Source organism: Sphingobacterium sp. MYb382 (assembly GCF_037572665.1).
In the GTDB taxonomy this organism is placed as follows: Bacteria; Bacteroidota; Bacteroidia; order Sphingobacteriales; family Sphingobacteriaceae; genus Sphingobacterium.
The window spans coordinates 66,671-81,345 of sequence record NZ_JBBGZT010000012.1 but is presented as its reverse complement, the minus strand read 5'-3'; the positions used below and the strand labels follow the sequence as shown (position 1 = coordinate 81,345).

The following is a 14,675-nucleotide window of genomic DNA, read 5'->3' as shown; positions in this document are numbered from 1 at the left end:
TTAATCCCTAATCAAAAATATATATAAAATTTAGTTTAGGCTATTTATCTTCAGAATTAGACGATAATATTACATAGATTGTTACAGTAAAATTAAAGGTTAATAATGGGAAAAGGAATAACAAGTCGTAGTGAGGATTATTCACAATGGTACAATGACTTAGTGGTTAAGGCCGATCTAGCAGAGCATTCAGCTGTTAGAGGATGTATGGTCATTAAGCCCTACGGTTATGCGATATGGGAGCGTATGCAAGCTGTTCTTGATAGAGAGTTTAAAGAAACAGGTCATAGTAATGCATATTTCCCCTTGTTTATCCCCAAGTCTTTCTTCTCTAAAGAGGCATCACACGTAGAAGGCTTCGCAACTGAATGTGCGGTGGTAACACACTATCGTTTGAAAAATGATGGTAATGGTAATATCATCGTAGATGAGGACGCTAAATTGGATGAAGAGCTTATCGTTCGTCCTACGTCGGAGACAATTATTTGGAATACCTATAGAGGATGGATTCAGTCGTACCGTGATTTACCAATCTTGGTAAACCAGTGGGCGAATGTTGTGCGTTGGGAAATGCGTACGCGTTTATTCTTGCGTACGGCAGAGTTTTTATGGCAAGAAGGCCATACAGCGCATGCTACTAAAGAGGAAGCTATTGAGGAGACGGAGAAAATGTTGGGCGTTTACGCTGACTTTGCCGAGCAATACTTAGCCGTTCCTGTGGTACGCGGACGTAAAACAGAAAATGAGCGTTTTGCAGGTGCTTTAGATACGTACTGTATTGAAGCGTTAATGCAAGATGGTAAAGCACTACAGGCTGGTACTTCTCACTTCTTGGGACAGAATTTCGCTAAAGCTTTCGATGTGAAGTTTACTTCTAAAGAAGGACAGCAAGAATATGTATGGGCTACTTCTTGGGGAGTATCTACACGTTTAATGGGGGCTTTGATTATGGCGCACTCTGACGACCAAGGTTTGGTATTGCCTCCAAAATTAGCGCCTATTCAAGTTGTTGTCGTTCCGATTTACAAAACAGACGAAGAGAAAGAACAAATTGATACGTTCGTAAACGCTTTACGTGCGTAATTGAAAGGTAAAGATATCTCCGTTAAGTATGACGACCGTGATACGCAACGCCCAGGATTCAAATTTGCAGAATGGGAATTGAAAGGTGTGCCACTACGTGTAGCTATCGGTGCGCGTGATATGCAAAATGGTACAGTGGAATTGGCGAGACGTGATACGCAAACTAAAGAAACAGTACAGCAAGATGGTTTAGCAGCTACAATTGAGCAGTTGTTAGTAGAAATTCAAGACAATATTTACAACAAAGCTTTAAACTTCAGAGCGGAGCATACAACGGAAGTAAATTCTTACGAAGAATTTAAAGAAGTGTTGGAAAGTAAAGCAGGTTTTATCTCTTGCCACTGGGACGGTACAGTAGAAACAGAGAAACGTGTGAAAGACGAGACTAAAGCGACAATTCGTTGTATTCCTTTGGATGCGAAAGATGAAGAAGGCGTTTGTATCTTCACCGGTAAGCCTTCTACAAAACGTGTTCTTTTTGCTAAAGCTTATTAATATAAATAGAATAAGACAAAATTATCAGTCTTTGATATAGGGTTCGTTATGCGTTATTTAATTTTAGGTTGTGGATGGATAGGTGAGGCTTTTGCGAAACAGCTGAAAGCACGAGGACATGAAGTATATGCCACAACGACCCAAGTAGAGAAATACCATCGGCTGCAAGCCGATGGTATTTTTGCTATACAGGCCAACTTTGATGCAGGGGTAGACCTCGGTCAATTTCCAGCAGAGGTGGACTATGTTTTAAATTCTGTTCCCGCTAGCCAGCGCTTTGAATCGGCTATTTTAGATTCTCGCTTTCAAGAGGTAACAAGGCTTCTTGACATCTTAGTTTATAAGAAGCATATTTTTTTGAGTTCTATTGGTATCTACCCCGATACCGATGCTACCTTCACGGAGTTAGGGCCACTTTTGGTGGATAGCAATTTGGCGCATGCTGAAAGCGCTATGCTTAGGCTGCCCCGTACCCATGTATACCGCCTGGGAGGCTTATTTGGGCAGGAACGTATTTTTGCTAAATATTTTCAAGGTAAGGTATGTACCACAGGCGGTCAGTTGGCCAATTTTGTACATCAAGATGATGTCGTAGAGCTGCTACTACTCGGTTTTGAGAAGCATTTAGCCGATGCTGTTTATAATGTCGTTGCACCAGCACATCCCACAAAAGAAGAAGTCATTCTAGCATCCGCAAAGAAGTATGGCTTCCAAGAGCCAGCAGCATTTGAGCCTACGGACAGTTTTCAAAAGCTGGTGTTGGGAGAGGCACTCACAAATGCTTTACGCTATACCTATATATATGTGTCGCCTTTAGATTTCTAAAAAATACCCATTCATTTATTAGCTCTTAAAACCTGACATTCAGTTGAGAATATGATTTAGCAATTGTTTTGTAAGGCCTTTGTTTTTTTGATACCTTTACGGTAGTCACTCCATATTCCATTTATTAATGAAATGGTCTGTCGTTTAATTATATCGTAAATACATTGATTTTTATATTATCATGAGCTATAAATTTGCAACAAAGGCAATTCATGCAGGGCAAGAAGCAGATCCTACAACAGGAGCTGTGATGACGCCAATTTATCAAACATCCACTTATAAACAGGCTTCCCCTGGTGATCATAAAGGATATGAGTACTCTAGAGGTACCAACCCTACACGTAAAGCATTAGAAGATTGTTTGGCAGCGCTTGAAAATGGCCGTTTTGGCTTAGCTTTCGCGAGTGGTATGGCGGCAACGGATACCGTTCTACGTCTCCTAAAACCAGGTGATGAAGTCGTAACAGGTGATGATTTATATGGTGGTTCATACCGTATTTTTACGAAGGTATATGAGCAATATGGTATTCGCTTCGTCTTTGTAAATACCGCTGATGCGGAAGAGGTACGTGCGGCTATTACACCGAAAACAAAGTTAATTTGGATTGAAACACCATCCAACCCGACCTTGAAACTTACCGATATTAAAGCCGTAGGCGATATTGCTAAGGAAAATAAGGTTTTATATGTTGTAGACAATACTTTCGCTTCTCCTTACTTACAGAATCCATTGGATTTAGGAGCTGATATTGTTATGCACTCCGCAACGAAATACTTAAATGGACACTCTGACGTGGTGATGGGCGCTTTAATCTTAAATGATGAAGACCTATACAAGCAATTGTGGTTTTACTACAATGCTGTTGGTGGAACACCAGGCCCTCAGGATGCCTTCTTAGCGCTACGCGGATTGAAAACATTGCACGTGCGTATGAAAGCACATTGCGAGAATGCTCATAAAATTGCTGCCTTCTTGAAAGATCATCCTAAAGTAGACAAGATTTACTGGCCAGGTTTTACGGACCATCCGGGGCATGAAATTGCTAAAAAGCAGATGCGTGATTTCGGTGGTATGATTTCTATCGTATTAAAAGGAGCTGATTTGCAGGAAACGTTCCGCATAGCATCACGTTTCAAGGTGTTTACTTTAGCGGAGTCCTTAGGTGGCGTAGAGTCTTTGATCAATCATCCAGCAACGATGACGCATGGTTCAATTCCGAAAGAGATTAGAGAAAGTGTGGGTGTCGTGGACAACTTACTTCGTTTGTCGGTAGGTATTGAAGATGTCGATGATTTAATCGCCGATTTAGAGCAGGTATTAGCCTAAATTGGTGTAATAGCAAGCTTTTGTAGCGCTTGTTTATGCTATAGAAGCCTCAAAATAGCCGCTTAAAGTGAGCTGTTTTGAGGCTTTTGTAGTTTTTCGTATTAATCAGGGATTCATTTTTCCTCTGAACACTAGCCCATCGGGCTGCAGAGCTCAATAAGAAAACCATCGATGTCGCGAAGGTAAGCTACGGTCTGTCCCCACGGTTTGGTGAGCACATCTTCTTCGATAGTAGCTCCTTGTTCTACGGCATGTGCCAATACAGCTGCTGGATTTTCGGTCACGAAGCCTATCTCTATCGCAAAAGGCTGCTGTGTTTTATCACTCGCTATAAAACCTTTCTTGAGGTTGCTGCTGGCCAATGTTTTGGAAGCAAAGGCTAGGGTTGTTTCTCCGCTAAGTAGCTCAGCATAATCATTTTCGGGCGTTACAAACTTACGCTGAAAGCCAAAAGCCTTTTCATAAAAATTTACCGATGCAGCTACGTCTGCTACATATAATATTGTATATCCAAATTTTACCATGTCGTTGCTCAAAAGAATATTGCCTTTGTTGAGGTTTAAAATCAAAGATATGTAAAAAAAGAGATTCCGTGTGGAGGTGTCGCTGGTTTGGATTTCCATTTTTATAGGCTAGGAGGGGGATAGGCGTATGGCATACGGGAATAGCGCTAAGGAACACAATGAAAAAAAACAGTTTGCAGGATTTATTCTTCGTTTTATTTTGCAAATTATATGTACCTTTGCAGCATCAATTCAAGCTATGAGTGACGCTATAAAACATGAGTGCGGCATTGCACTTATTCGACTGTTAAAACCCCTATCTTATTATCAAGAAAAATACGGCACGCCCTATTATGGTATCAATAAGTTGTACCTCCTTATGGAGAAACAGCATAACAGAGGCCAGGATGGAGCAGGTATTGCGACGATTAAATTCGACGTAAAACCCGGCAACCGTTATATTTCGCGCTACCGAGCAATGGGGTCATCTGCTGTAGCAGATATTTTTGAATATGTGCAGAAGAAATTCGCTGCCGTTAATAAAGCCTATCCAACGGAATCCAAGGATACGCAATGGTTAAAAGATCATGTTAGTTTCACGGGCGAGGTGCTTTTAGGGCATTTACGCTACGGTACGCATGGTAAGAATAGTATTGAGAGTTGTCACCCTTTCCTCAGACAGAACAACTGGATGAGCCGTAACCTTGTGGTGGCAGGTAACTTCAATATGACCAATGTGGATGAATTATTGCAACAGCTATATGAGCTAGGGCAGCATCCAAAAGAACAAGCCGATACGGTTACTGTATTGGAAAAAATTGGTCATTTCTTAGATGATGAAAACCAAGAGCTTTTCGATAAATTTAAGCAAGATGGTTTTTCTAACGTAGAGATTAGCGCGCATATCGCACGCAACCTTGATGTTGCTAAAATCTTAACGCGTTCAGCAAAAACATGGGATGGCGGTTATACCATTGCTGGTATATTTGGTCATGGTGATGCTTTTGTAATGCGTGATCCAGCAGGTATTCGTCCAGCATTCTACTACCAAGATGATGAAGTATTGGTGGTAGCATCCGAGCGTCCTGTTATCCAAACGGCTTTTAACATTCCATTGGATGCCGTGAAAGAGATCAAGCCTGGTCATGCTTTAATCGCTAAGAAAGATGGAACGGTAACAGAAGAGATGTTCCGTCAGCCAATAGAACAAAAATCATGTTCATTCGAGCGTATCTACTTCTCTAGAGGGTCGGATGCCGATATCTATAAAGAACGTAAAGAATTAGGTCGTTTATTATGCCCGCAGGTTTTAGAATCTATTGGTAATGATATTAAAAATACCGTATTTTCTTTTATTCCGAATACAGCAGAGGTGTCGTATTACGGGATGATGGAAGGTATTAACACCTACGTACGTGATTTCCAACGTGACGCCTTATTGAACCGTTCTGATAAAATTTCGGACGCTGAATTAGAAGATGTTATCAGTATCACACCACGTTTCGAGAAGTTGAATGTTAAAGATGCGAAGCTTCGTACCTTTATTACACAGGATGCTGACCGTACAGATATGGTACAACATGTTTACGATACTACCTACGGTATTGTGCGTGACCATGAAGATACTATTGTCGCTATTGATGACTCTATCGTTCGTGGAACAACACTTAAACAAAGTATTCTAACTATTCTGGACCGTTTGAACCCGAAGAAAATCGTTATCGTATCTTCGGCGCCTCAGATTCGTTACCCAGATTGTTACGGTATCGATATGTCCCGTATGGGTGAGTTTGTTGCTTTTGAAGCAGCGATTAACCTTTTGAAAAGAAAAGGTCTTGCACATATCGTGGATGAAGTATATCAGCGTTGTTTGCAGTCAATCACCCAACCGGTGGAAGAGATTGAGAACTACGTGAAAGCGATCTATGAACCATTTACTGACGAGGAAATTTCAGAAGAAATTGCCAATATCGTTCGCCCGCATAACTTGAAGGCAGAGTTGCAAGTGATTTACCAAACATTGGAAAATCTACATGTAGCTTGTCCTAATCATAAGGGAGACTGGTATTTCTCTGGAGATTATCCGACGCCAGGAGGTAACAAGGTCGTGAATAAAGCATTTATGAACTGGGTGGAAGGTAAAAATGTACGTGCTTACTTCAGTAGCTAATATTTTTCACTTTTAGTTTTAATAATATGCTTTTTATTGTATCTTTGCAGCTTATTAAATATTAACAATTTTATTATATAACAATGTACGCAATAGTAAATATAGCAGGACAGCAATTTAAAGTTGCTAAAGACCAGTTTCTTTTTGTGCACCGTTTACAAGGAGACGAAGGCGCTAGTATTGAATTTGACAAGGTATTGTTAGCAGAAAACGGAGGTAAATTCACTGTAGGTACGCCTAGCATTGAAGGAGCTAAAGTTTCAGCTAAGATTTTGTCTCATTTGAAAGGTGATAAAGTTATTGTCTTCAAGAAAAAACGCCGTAAAGGTTACAAGAAGAAAAACGGTCACCGTCAACAGTTCACCAAAATCCAGATCACTGGTATCAGTTTATAATTGAATTTTTAATTTGACTCTTTGGAGTCTTAAAAGAGTAATAAAGATATGGCACATAAAAAAGGTGCGGGTAGTTCGAAAAACGGCCGTGAGTCACATAGTAAGAGATTAGGTATCAAAATTTTCGGTGGTCAAAAAGCTATTGCTGGTAACATCATCGTTCGTCAACGTGGTACTGTTCACAATCCAGATGCTAACGTAGGTGTAGGTAAAGACCACACATTATACGCTTTAGTAGATGGTACAGTAGTTTTCCGTAAGAAAGCTAACAACAAGTCGTACGTTTCTGTACTTCCTGTAGAGCAAAACTAAGGAAAATAAGATCTTTAATAAAAAGGGTTACTGCATGCAGTAACCCTTTTTTGTTGTTTGTATTTTTGTTTAGTTTATGGTGTTCAGTCTTTGTTGTATAACTTATCTTTTTTCAAGAAGCCTGTTTTGGGATAAGCACAGGCTTGAAAATTATGTACGCTACCCGAGCTGCTCTCGCTAAAACAGCTACATGATTACATCTTTACGTAGGATTCTCCATCCAATAAAGTAACGAACCTATCTTTCTTTACCTTGTATAAGCTCTTAGCGCTCTTTATAGGCTAGACTTCTTGCTCAAGTTGGCTTTGCCTTTGAAATAGACAAGAAGGCCTGTGAGGAAGAGGGGAAAGGCACTGTATAAGTACAATCGGCCTGCTTCTATCGTTTGATGTTCATTAATCTTATTGAACTGCGATAGCCAAGTAAAGCACAATACCATACTGGCTGCTATTAATATTTTTCCTGTGGTACTCATCTTTAGGGTTATACGTGTTACGTAAATATAAAGTTTTTTTTCACAAGAACAAATTTTATACATTTTACCGTATACTCGGGGAGTTTAGGTCACAAAAAAAGCCCGAGATCAAGATCTCAGGCTTCTATATTTTATGGGTACGAATTTAATTAGATAATTAACATCGCATCTCCGTAGGAGTAGAATCTGTATTTTTCTTTAACCGCTACTTCGTAAGCGTTCATTACATTTTCATAGCCTGCGAATGCAGCAATCATTACCAATAAGGTAGATTCTGGCGTATGGAAGTTTGTAATCATGCTATTTGCAATACTGAAATCGTAAGGAGGGTAAATAAATTTACTTGTCCAGTCGTTAGCAGCTTTTAAGTGTCTATCTGCAGATACAGAAGATTCAATAGCGCGCATAGATGTAGTACCTACGGCACATACACGACGTTTTTGGTCAATACCTTTATTTACGATACGAGCAGCCTCATCCGTAATGATGATTTGCTCTGAATCCATCTTGTGCTTCGTTAAATCTTCCACTTCAACTGTACGGAATGTACCTAGACCTACGTGTAAAGTAACTTCAGCAAAGTTAATTCCTTTAAGTTCTAAACGCTTCATCAACTCGCGCGAGAAGTGTAAACCAGCCGTTGGTGCTGCTACAGCTCCTTCATTCTTTGCGTAGATGGTTTGGTAGCGGAACTTGTCCTCTGGTGTAGCTTTACGCTTGATGTATTTAGGAAGAGGTGTTTCACCTAAAATCTCGATGTTACGACGGAATTCTTCGTCTGTACCATCAAAAAGGAAACGGATTGTACGACCTCTAGATGTGGTATTGTCCACAACCTCAGCAACCAATAAATCATCGTCACCGAAGTATAATTTATTACCTACACGGATTTTACGCGCTGGATCAACCAATACATCCCAAAGGCGAAGCTCTTTGTTCAATTCTCTTAATAAGAACACTTCAATTGTAGCACCTGTTTTTTCCTTATTTCCGTACATACGGGCAGGGAAAACTTTAGTGTCATTCAAAATCATGACATCCTGATCATCGAAGTATTCTAAGACGTCTTTAAAAATTCTATGTTCTATTTTTCCTGAATCTTTATGCAAGACCATTAAGCGAGACTCATCGCGCTGCTCGGATGGTTCTGATGCTAACAAAGATTCGGGCAAGTTGAATTTAAACTGTGATAACTTCATCTCTTATTCTTAGCTATATTTAATGTTTTTGAAAACTTAACAAACTACCTGTTTAAAAGGTTTCAAAAAGGCTTACAAAGATACGAAAATAAAACAAAAAAAGCTATTTTCACTTTATTATTCAACTATTCCGGAAATAACCTATATTTATTGGTATTATGTTTTTAGTCATTCGATTGCTTAAGGAAAGCTTCTTGTTTGCGTTATCGGCACTCAAGGATAACCGTACACGTACACTTTTATCACTCTTAGGGGTCACAATCGGTATTATGACGATTATTGGTGTTTTTTCCGCTGTTGATACCTTGCGCAACAACCTGGAGGAATCTGTCAAAAAAATAGGTAGCCGCACCCTGTACGTTGAAAAATGGCCGTGGGATGGTGGTCCTGATTTTCCTTGGTGGAAATACTTAAATAGACCGGAACCCAAGTTTTCCGACTATGAATCTGTTCGTGATCGCATGACAACTGCCGAGGCGGTTGGTTATTTTATTAATATTGGAGGTAAGACGGCCAAGTTTAATAATAACTCGGCCTCGAATATCAATGTCGTAGCGGGCACACATGATTTGTATAAAATTAGAAACCTTGATATTGTTGAAGGCCGTTATTTTACGGAGCAGGAATCTCGTTCGGGTGGTAATGCCGTTATCTTAGGCGCTACTATTGCCGAGGGTCTATTTCCACACGGCAATGTTATAGGCCAATATATTACGCTTATGGGGCGTAAGATTCAAGTTATCGGCGTGCTAAAGAAAGAAGGGTCGGGAGTTTTGATTAATGTATCTAATGACGATGCTGCTTATATTCCTTTTACCTTGGGGCGTAACTTAGTGAACTACGAGCAGAACTCGCCGAGTATCTCTATTGAAGTAAAACCACAGTATAGCCTTGAAGAGGCGGAGAGCGAGCTGATAGGCTTGATGCGCTCTACGCGCCGCCTGCCTCCACAGCGAGAGGATGATTTTTCCGTCAACAAGACGACCTTAATTACAGCACAGCTGGATCAGCTATTTGTCGTTATTAATTTAGCCGGCTTTTGTATTGGTATATTCTCCATTTTGGTAGGAGGCTTTGGAATTGCTAATATCATGTTTGTGAGCGTGAAAGAGCGTACAAACTTAATCGGTATACAGAAAGCGTTAGGAGCGAAGAACTTCTTTATCTTGTCTCAGTTTTTAATTGAAAGTATTCTGCTGTGTCTTATTGGTGGAGCAATCGGCTTAGGTTTTGTCTTTGGTCTAGCAGGTATAGCGAAGTTGGCTTTTGATGTGACCGTGGTGGTAAGTATGAAGATGGTGGTTATCACCTCCTTACTGTCTACCTTTATCGGGTTGATTGCCGGCATTATTCCGGCCATGAATGCTTCGCGTCTAGATCCCGTAGAAGCAATTCGTAGTAAGTAAAAAGATAGTTAACCTACATAAAAAAAGGGTTTTGCAGTGCAAAACCCTTTTTTTATATGTGTATTAGGTATTAGCTAAGTTTCGCTAATGCTTCTTTAATTCTGCGTAATGCTTCTACTAAGCTTTCGTCTGACGCTGCATAAGAAAGACGGATGTAGTTGTCATTTCCGAAGGAGTCACCGCCAACTGTTGCTACGTGACCTTCATTTAATAGGTATAACGCTAGTTCCGAAGAGTTGCTGATTACATTGCCCTGCAAATCTTTCTTGCCGAAGAAAGAGCTGATTTGTGGGAAGAAATAGAAAGCTCCTTCTGGAAGGTTTGTTTTAACACCTGGGATAGCATTCAATAGGTCGTATACCAATTGACGACGACGAGCGAATGCTTCCTTCATCTTCAACACGCTTTCTAAGCCACCGTTGTAAGCAACGATACCTGCGCGCTGTGCGATTGAACATGTACCTGAAGTCGTTTGTCCTTGAAGCTTATCGTTTGCTGCTGCAATCTCTTTGCTAGCGGCAATGTAGCCTAAGCGCCATCCAGTCATTGCATAAGCTTTAGAGAAGCCATTTACAATGATTACGCGATCTTTGATGCTTGCAAACTGAGCGATAGACTCGTGTTTATCCACGAAGTTAATGTGCTCATAAATCTCATCCGAAAGGATAAAGATGTTTGGATGCTTCTCAAAAACAGCTGCTAAAGCGGCTAATTCTTCTCTGCTATATACGGAACCTGTAGGGTTACATGGCGAAGAGAACATGAAAAGTTTCGTTTTCGGCGTAATCGCGGCCTCTAGTTGTGCCGGCGTAATTTTGAAATCTGAATCGATATCTGTATTGATAAACACCGATTTTCCTTCTGCCAATATAACCATCTCCGAATAGGAAACCCAATAAGGAGTAGGGATGATAACTTCGTCGCCTGGGTTAATTAATGTTAGAATGACATTCGATAAGGATTGCTTAGCACCAGTAGAAACAACAATCTGAGAAGGATCGTAATCCAATCCGTTTTCAGTTTTCAGTTTCTGCACGATTGCTTGACGTAATTCCGGATAACCAGGAACAGGAGAGTAACGGGTGAAATTATCATCCAATGCCTGCTTTGCTGCCTGCTTCACATCGTCCGGTGTATTAAAGTCGGGCTCACCCACACTTAGACTAATAACATTAATACCTTTAGAGGCTAATTCACGACCTAATTTGGTCATCTTTAAAGTCGCGGACTCGGATAAATTGTTAATCCTTTCCGATAAATATGATGTCGTACTCATAGTACAAAGATATTACATCCTCTTCATTTATTTGGATAAATTATTGATAAAAACAAAAAATATTTAAGTAGTTTAAATGAAAATGCTAATGGCTATGTTGCTCAAAGGCTCAAACCAACGGAAATGTTGCAAAAACACTTACTGAAATGTCCTATCTTCGATTTATAATCTAGTAAAATCATGAAGAAAAGTAAGTTTGATACCTTTATTTTAGCGTTGTTTCTATTCATTGCTTTAGCTTATTTCTTTCCGCAGCTCTACACGTGGGAAGATGGAAAAGTGCTCTCTTGGGCGACGACCATCGGTGTTTCGCTCATTTTCTTTTTCTACGGTTTGAAGCTTAGCTTCCCACAAATTAAGGCGGGGTTGAAAAATTGGCGTTTACATCTTTTGGTGCAGGCCTCTACGTTTATACTTTTTCCATTGGTCTTGCTTCCTTTTTATCCCTTGGTGAAAAGTAGTATTCAGCATGACTTTTGGCTTTCATTTTTCTTCTTGGCGGCTTTACCTTCTACGGTATCTTCTTCGGTGGTGATGGTGTCGATAGCGAAAGGTAATATTCCGGCGGCTATTTTTAATGCGAGTATATCCGGATTAATTGGTGTCGTGGTGACACCCCTTTGGATGCAGTTTTTTATGGATTTTGGAGAGGTAGCTGTACTCGGCGATATCTACGGTGGTTTGATATTAGAGATTATCCTGCCCGTTATTTTAGGCCTTTTCTTGCAGCCATACTGGGGTAAATGGGGAACGAAGTATAGTAAGCCTTTGAATAAGTTTGATAAGCTCGTTATTTTATTAATTGTATATGCGAGTTTTGCAGAGTCTTTTGTGAGTGGGGTGTTTGATAGTATTGGAAAAAGCTATTTGATTCTTGTGTTTCTAGGCGTTGTCGTTTTCTTTGTATTTGTCTACGGATTGATTTATCTGCTGGCGCGCTATGTCTTTAAGTTCAATAGAGAAGACCAAATAACGGCGTTATTTTGCGGGTCTAAGAAATCTTTAACCCACGGTTCCGTGTTTGGTAAGTTTATATTTTCGCATGCCGCAGGAGCTGGTTTATACTTTCTGCCGTTGATGATTTATCATGCTTTTCAAATTTTAGTGGTCACTATTATCGCGCAGCGCTATGCTTCGCAGAAAAAATAAAGGACTATAAAAAGATACTTCCTTAGCTGAAAGGCTAAAATGAAAGGTCGGCCTCGTGTCGGCTTTTCTTGTTTTAAATGCTTTTAAAGGGGTTTTTAGGTTGGGGTCTCGATAAAAAAAGAAAGGTTTCCAAACGGGGAGAATGGAAACCTTTACTAACCAATTATAAACCTAAATTATGATAGTACAAATATAGTGTATTTTTTACACTAAGGCAAATCTTTTTTATATTTTTTTTATTTCGCTATTTTTTGGTCGCTAGTTTCTTCTGTTGGAGCACTTGAGGGTAGATTATCAGCACTATTAGCGGTGCAGATACAATTAAATGACAATTATCATCTTTATTCTTGGGTTTTTTGCATAATTTGCGCCCGAAAATAATTGTATTTTTGAATGCAAAATAAATCTTTAAAGAAGAATGTTGTATGAATGAAACTTTTGAAGTTTTTATAAACCGTTTCAAAGAGCGGTTGGTGGAATTGTTTCACACGAAGTCTGATATTAATGCGTTGAGCTTACAAAGAGGACTTCCGGAAGAGGTATGGAAAGGCATTATGGATGTTAACCCATTGGCGGTAGCTGTGCCAACAGCCTACGCTGGTCGCGGTGCGCAGGTGAAAGAATGTCTTGGATTGCTAGCTGCTGCTTCCTATGAATCGCTACCACTTTCCTTAACTTTTGGAATTAATATAGCACTTTTTCTAGAACCATTGGCGAAATACGGCCATGAGGATATCAAAGCTGATATCTTTAAACAGTTTATGACGAAGGGGGCTATGGGTGGACTGATGATCACCGAGCCTGATTATGGTAGTGATGCTTTAAACATGCGTACGCAGTTTATGGCTGATGCTGATAGCTACACCCTAAAAGGGCAGAAGCATTGGCAAGGCTTGACTGGTATGGCTGATTATTGGATCGTGGCTGCTCGTAAGAAAATGGATAATGGCGAGCTTGCTCGTGATATCGATTTCTTCGTTACGGATAACAGTAAGTCGGATCAGCATATTAAAGTAGAACATTACTTTAATAACTTAGGCTTGTACATGATTCCTTATGGATTAAATACAATCGACCTTACCGTACCAACGAATCAGAAGTTACAACAAACGAGTACAGGTATCAAAATGATGCTTGATATATTACACCGTAGCCGTTTACAGTTCCCAGGTATGGGAATGGGCTTTATTCAGCGTATGCTGGACGAGGCTTTACAGCACTGTGAAAACCGTAAAGTAGGTGGACAGAAGTTAGCCGTGATGGATTCGGTACAATTCCAATTGTCACGTATTCAGTCATCATTTGCTCTATGTTCAGGTATGTGTGCGCATAGTACGACGATGAGTTCTATTGAGCATGATGTTTCTGGACAAGGTATTGCGGCAAACAGTATGAAAGCTTTAGTAACCGACTTGATGCAAGAGTCAGCGCAAATCTGCGTGCAGCTATCCGGTTCTAGTGGTTACAAAATTGAGCATGTTGCTGGTCGTGGTATTGTTGATAGCCGTCCTTTCCAAATTTTTGAAGGCTCCAACGAGATGTTGTACAGCCAGATTGCAGAAGGTGTTGTGAAGCAAATGAAGAAGACCAAAGAACTTCACTTCGGTCGTTATTTGACGGGCTACGATTTAACAGCGCGTGTAGCACCTCGCTTCAAAGAGCTGTTAGACTTCAGTTTGAACGATACCTTAGCACAACGTCAGTTGGTGGTATTGGGTAAAGCTATTGCTCGTTTAGTATGTTTGCAGTTTGTGGATGAATTGGCAGAGAAAGGTTTCCGTCAGGATTTATACTTGAATGCATTCAAACATGTAAATATGGACTTGAAAGAGTTGTTAACGAATCTTTTAGCGTACAACGATAGCAATTCTGTTTTAGAATATAAAGAAAATTCTGATTGGTTGTCTTTTGCGTAATGCAAGGATAAGCTAGTTGAAAAGCTTATAAAAAGAAACATCCTGAGGCGGAGAGCTTCAGGATGTTTACAAACCAATTATTAACTTATTTTATGAAATTATACCCTTTAAACGTTTATTGTTTAGGGATATTGTTTCGCTATT

At 40.0% G+C, this 14,675-nt stretch carries 12 protein-coding genes and 1 pseudogene; 9 read left to right on the top strand and 4 right to left on the bottom strand.

The genetic code is table 11. The features are described from left to right. Nucleotides 1-105 precede the first annotated feature (105 nt). The 3 genes and pseudogenes from proS to WH223_RS05565 all read left to right on the top strand — a co-directional run bounded on the left by proS (nt 106) and on the right by WH223_RS05565 (nt 3,730). Nucleotides 106-1,578: pseudogene (proS, locus tag WH223_RS05575) on the top strand (proline--tRNA ligase). A 48-nt stretch (nt 1,579-1,626) separates the two neighbouring features. Further along, nucleotides 1,627-2,403 (top strand): NAD-dependent epimerase/dehydratase family protein, encoded by a 777-nt coding sequence (locus WH223_RS05570; protein ID WP_340046549.1) that lies wholly within the window; start codon nt 1,627-1,629, stop codon nt 2,401-2,403. A 181-nt stretch (nt 2,404-2,584) separates the two neighbouring features. Next, nucleotides 2,585-3,730: a cystathionine gamma-synthase gene (locus WH223_RS05565; protein ID WP_340046548.1), complete on the top strand. Its 1,146-nt coding sequence runs from the start codon at nt 2,585-2,587 to the stop codon at nt 3,728-3,730. A gap of 131 nt (nt 3,731-3,861) precedes the next feature. On the opposite strand, the gene WH223_RS05560 is transcribed toward WH223_RS05565, so the two are convergent. Next, nucleotides 3,862-4,254 carry a VOC family protein gene (locus tag WH223_RS05560; RefSeq protein WP_340046547.1) on the bottom strand — a complete coding sequence of 131 codons (393 nt, stop codon included), beginning with the start codon at nt 4,252-4,254 and terminating at the stop codon, nt 3,862-3,864. Nucleotides 4,255-4,492: 238 nt separating this feature from the next. Here WH223_RS05560 and WH223_RS05555 point away from each other — a divergent pair, with 238 nt between their 5' ends. The 3 genes from WH223_RS05555 (at nt 4,493) to rpmA (ending at nt 7,110) form a co-directional block, all read left to right on the top strand. Next, the gene (locus WH223_RS05555; protein WP_340046546.1) at nt 4,493-6,403 is read left to right on the top strand and encodes an amidophosphoribosyltransferase; all 1,911 of its coding nucleotides are present in this window, start codon (nt 4,493-4,495) and stop codon (nt 6,401-6,403) included. An 83-nt stretch (nt 6,404-6,486) separates the two neighbouring features. Next, the gene (gene rplU / locus WH223_RS05550) at nt 6,487-6,798 is read left to right on the top strand and encodes a 50S ribosomal protein L21 (RefSeq protein ID WP_340046545.1); all 312 of its coding nucleotides are present in this window, start codon (nt 6,487-6,489) and stop codon (nt 6,796-6,798) included. A 48-nt stretch (nt 6,799-6,846) separates the two neighbouring features. After that, nucleotides 6,847-7,110 carry a 50S ribosomal protein L27 gene (gene rpmA, locus WH223_RS05545; RefSeq protein WP_340046544.1) on the top strand — a complete coding sequence of 88 codons (264 nt, stop codon included), beginning with the start codon at nt 6,847-6,849 and terminating at the stop codon, nt 7,108-7,110. Nucleotides 7,111-7,384: 274 nt separating this feature from the next. Here rpmA and WH223_RS05540 read toward each other — a convergent pair whose 3' ends face one another. Next, complete coding sequence (locus WH223_RS05540) at nt 7,385-7,585, bottom strand: hypothetical protein (protein WP_340046543.1); 201 nt, start codon at nt 7,583-7,585, stop codon at nt 7,385-7,387. 149 nt (nt 7,586-7,734) lie between these two features. Next, nucleotides 7,735-8,784: a tRNA preQ1(34) S-adenosylmethionine ribosyltransferase-isomerase QueA gene (gene queA / locus WH223_RS05535; protein ID WP_340046542.1), complete on the bottom strand. Its 1,050-nt coding sequence runs from the start codon at nt 8,782-8,784 to the stop codon at nt 7,735-7,737. Between the two features lie 158 nt (nt 8,785-8,942). Between queA and WH223_RS05530 the strand changes: the two genes are divergently transcribed. Further along, nucleotides 8,943-10,190 carry an ABC transporter permease gene (locus WH223_RS05530; protein WP_340046541.1) on the top strand — a complete coding sequence of 416 codons (1,248 nt, stop codon included), beginning with the start codon at nt 8,943-8,945 and terminating at the stop codon, nt 10,188-10,190. 70 nt (nt 10,191-10,260) lie between these two features. On the opposite strand, the gene WH223_RS05525 is transcribed toward WH223_RS05530, so the two are convergent. Continuing rightward, a complete protein-coding gene (locus WH223_RS05525) occupies nt 10,261-11,466 on the bottom strand; it encodes a pyridoxal phosphate-dependent aminotransferase (protein WP_340046540.1) in 1,206 nt (401 codons plus the stop codon). 180 nt (nt 11,467-11,646) lie between these two features. Here WH223_RS05525 and WH223_RS05520 point away from each other — a divergent pair, with 180 nt between their 5' ends. Both WH223_RS05520 and WH223_RS05515 read left to right on the top strand, forming a co-directional pair. Beyond that, nucleotides 11,647-12,615 (top strand): bile acid:sodium symporter family protein, encoded by a 969-nt coding sequence (locus WH223_RS05520; protein ID WP_340046539.1) that lies wholly within the window; start codon nt 11,647-11,649, stop codon nt 12,613-12,615. 425 nt (nt 12,616-13,040) lie between these two features. Further along, nucleotides 13,041-14,531 (top strand): acyl-CoA dehydrogenase family protein, encoded by a 1,491-nt coding sequence (locus WH223_RS05515; RefSeq protein ID WP_340046538.1) that lies wholly within the window; start codon nt 13,041-13,043, stop codon nt 14,529-14,531. The last annotated feature ends 144 nt before the right edge of the window (nt 14,532-14,675 follow it).

What these genes read in the sequence shown, in the direction of transcription:
- WH223_RS05570 (WP_340046549.1), top strand. Translation starts at nt 1,627, where the DNA reads ATGCGTTATTTAATTTTAGGTTGTGGATGGATAGGTGAGGCTTTTGCG.
- WH223_RS05565 (WP_340046548.1), top strand. Translation starts at nt 2,585, where the DNA reads ATGAGCTATAAATTTGCAACAAAGGCAATTCATGCAGGGCAAGAAGCA.
- WH223_RS05560 (WP_340046547.1), bottom strand. Translation starts at nt 4,254, where the DNA reads ATGGTAAAATTTGGATATACAATATTATATGTAGCAGACGTAGCTGCA.
- WH223_RS05555 (WP_340046546.1), top strand. Translation starts at nt 4,493, where the DNA reads ATGAGTGACGCTATAAAACATGAGTGCGGCATTGCACTTATTCGACTG.
- rplU (WP_340046545.1), top strand. Translation starts at nt 6,487, where the DNA reads ATGTACGCAATAGTAAATATAGCAGGACAGCAATTTAAAGTTGCTAAA.
- rpmA (WP_340046544.1), top strand. Translation starts at nt 6,847, where the DNA reads ATGGCACATAAAAAAGGTGCGGGTAGTTCGAAAAACGGCCGTGAGTCA.
- WH223_RS05540 (WP_340046543.1), bottom strand. Translation starts at nt 7,585, where the DNA reads ATGAGTACCACAGGAAAAATATTAATAGCAGCCAGTATGGTATTGTGC.
- queA (WP_340046542.1), bottom strand. Translation starts at nt 8,784, where the DNA reads ATGAAGTTATCACAGTTTAAATTCAACTTGCCCGAATCTTTGTTAGCA.
- WH223_RS05530 (WP_340046541.1), top strand. Translation starts at nt 8,943, where the DNA reads ATGTTTTTAGTCATTCGATTGCTTAAGGAAAGCTTCTTGTTTGCGTTA.
- WH223_RS05525 (WP_340046540.1), bottom strand. Translation starts at nt 11,466, where the DNA reads ATGAGTACGACATCATATTTATCGGAAAGGATTAACAATTTATCCGAG.
- WH223_RS05520 (WP_340046539.1), top strand. Translation starts at nt 11,647, where the DNA reads ATGAAGAAAAGTAAGTTTGATACCTTTATTTTAGCGTTGTTTCTATTC.
- WH223_RS05515 (WP_340046538.1), top strand. Translation starts at nt 13,041, where the DNA reads ATGAATGAAACTTTTGAAGTTTTTATAAACCGTTTCAAAGAGCGGTTG.